3 protein-coding genes and 1 pseudogene are annotated in these 1,817 nt (G+C 60.6%); 3 read left to right on the top strand and 1 reads right to left on the bottom strand.

What is annotated here, in order from left to right; genetic code table 11:
• From D0901_RS20730 to D0901_RS20720, 3 genes and pseudogenes are all read left to right on the top strand, one after another.
• On the top strand, positions 1-270 hold a 270-nt coding region (locus D0901_RS20730; RefSeq protein ID WP_162500936.1), incomplete at its 5' end, for a transposase.
• Between the two features lie 16 nt (positions 271-286).
• Positions 287-568, top strand: a pseudogene (locus D0901_RS20725) (IS3 family transposase); the annotation flags it as partial.
• On the top strand, positions 569-1,255 hold the full coding sequence (locus D0901_RS20720) for a DUF6708 domain-containing protein (RefSeq protein ID WP_325051853.1): 687 nt from the start codon (positions 569-571) through the stop codon (positions 1,253-1,255).
• Here the strand turns inward: D0901_RS20720 and istB are convergent.
• A partial coding sequence (gene istB, locus D0901_RS20715) for an IS21-like element helper ATPase IstB (protein WP_129142186.1) occupies positions 1,137-1,817 on the bottom strand: 681 nt, incomplete at its 5' end. The genes D0901_RS20720 and istB overlap by 119 nt on opposite strands.

The following is a 1,817-nucleotide window of genomic DNA, read 5'->3' as shown; positions in this document are numbered from 1 at the left end:
GTCAGCCCGATACCAGCCTCCTCAGGCAAGACGCAGCGCCACCGACTCAATCGGGGTGGCGACCGAGCCGCCAATAGTGCGCTGCATATTATCGCCATCGGGCGACTCCGTCTGGAGGCGACAACCCAAGCGTATGTCTCACGTCGAGTGGCGGAGGGGCACTCCAAGTTGGAAGCGCTTCGCTGCCTGAAACGCTATATCGCCCGAGAGGTATACTATGTGCTGCGCCATCGTCGCCGAGAGATCAACCAGGCGCAAATTGCCACTTGACGGTTAGAAGGGCGTCCGCGGCAGCCAGTACTGCTCGACCCTGTACCCGTCGCTGCTGACCCGGCACGACCTCCAGTGCAGCATGAGTGCCAGGGGCAACTGCTACGACAATGCCTGTGCCGAGAGCTTCTTCCATAGCCTCAAGGTCGAGGCGATCCATGGCGAGCGATTCGAGACTCGGGACGCCATGCGGCGGCACGTGTTCGAGTATATCGAGATGGACTACAACCGGCAGCGCCGGCACAGTGCGATTGGGATGATCAGCCCGGAAGTCTTCGAGGCCCGAATGATCGCTTAGATCGGTGTCCACGATTGCTGGGTAAGATCAGCGGCATTTATCTATCTCTTCTGGATATTCCGTATGGAGTGTCTGGTCCAGCGCCATATCGTGGTCCGTTTCAATCGCAAGACGCGCAAGATTTACATCAACCGGCCCAACTTCGCCGGTGGCAATCGGGTCTACGACTGGGACGATGTGGTGGCCTCGGTCGATCCCGACGACCGGGTGGTGACCAGGCAGCGCAAGCGCGAGATCCTGATGCTGTTCTTCTTCAAGCAGCGTACCGGTGCCGAGTATCACGATGTAGTCTTTCTCGGCGCGCCGCTGCGCAGCGATCACGAACTCTATGCGCTGTGGGAGTACATCCGCCGCTATATGGAAGAGGGCCCGGAAAGCCTGCCCAAGCCCAGGTGCATCCCCAACTTCCCCTGGCCGTGGCGTTCGCTGCTGGCCCCCTGGAGCTTCCTGGAGAACAAGTGGGCCGCCGCGCCCTGGAGTCCGGGGATGGTCGCGCTGGTAGTGATCGCCTCTGTCAACGCCATTGAAGTCTGTCCGGATTTCATCACTTCAGATTGTCCGGTTTTTATCAGTACTCTTTCATCGGAACAGGTTCAGGGTCGTGTGAGGGCTCGTCCTCCTTCGTGGCAGGTGTGGTCACCAAGCCAGCTCGTCGTTTGTCCTTCAGTCGATAGCTTTCGCCTTTGATGTTCAGGGTGGTCGAGTGATGCAGCAGTCGATCCAGGATCGCCGTGGCAATGACCTGGTCACCAAAGATCTCGCCCCAGTCCATGAACGATTTGTTCGAGGTGAGGATCGTACTGGCCCGCTCGTAGCGCCGGTTGATCAAGCGGAAGAACAGACTGGCCTCCTCGCGCGTCATCGGCAGATAGCCCATCTCGTCGAGCACCAGTACCTTGGGGTAGGTCAACTGCTGGAGTTGCCGATCCAGGCGGTTCTCCTGCCGTGAGCGCATCAGCGTGCCGACCAGCCGATCCAGGGTCATGAACAGCACGCGGTGGCCGGCTTCGGCGGCCTTGACGGCCAAGGCGACAGCGAGGTGGGTTTTTCCCACGCCGGGTGGCCCGAGCAGCACCACGTTGTCGCCCCGTTCGACGAAGCCCAGGCCGGCCAGCTCGCGCACGATCTTGTGATCGATGCTGGGCTGGAAGCTGAAGTCGAACTGCTCCAGGGTCTTGATCCAGGGTAGGCGGGCCTGCTTCAGGCGTGACTCCAGTCCCTTCTGGTGGCGCCCGCCCCATTCCTGTAG

Origin of the sequence: Modicisalibacter coralii (assembly GCF_004117855.1) — a bacterium.
GTDB lineage: Bacteria > Pseudomonadota > Gammaproteobacteria > Pseudomonadales > Halomonadaceae > Modicisalibacter > Modicisalibacter coralii.
This window is presented reverse-complemented; position numbering and strand designations above follow the sequence as displayed.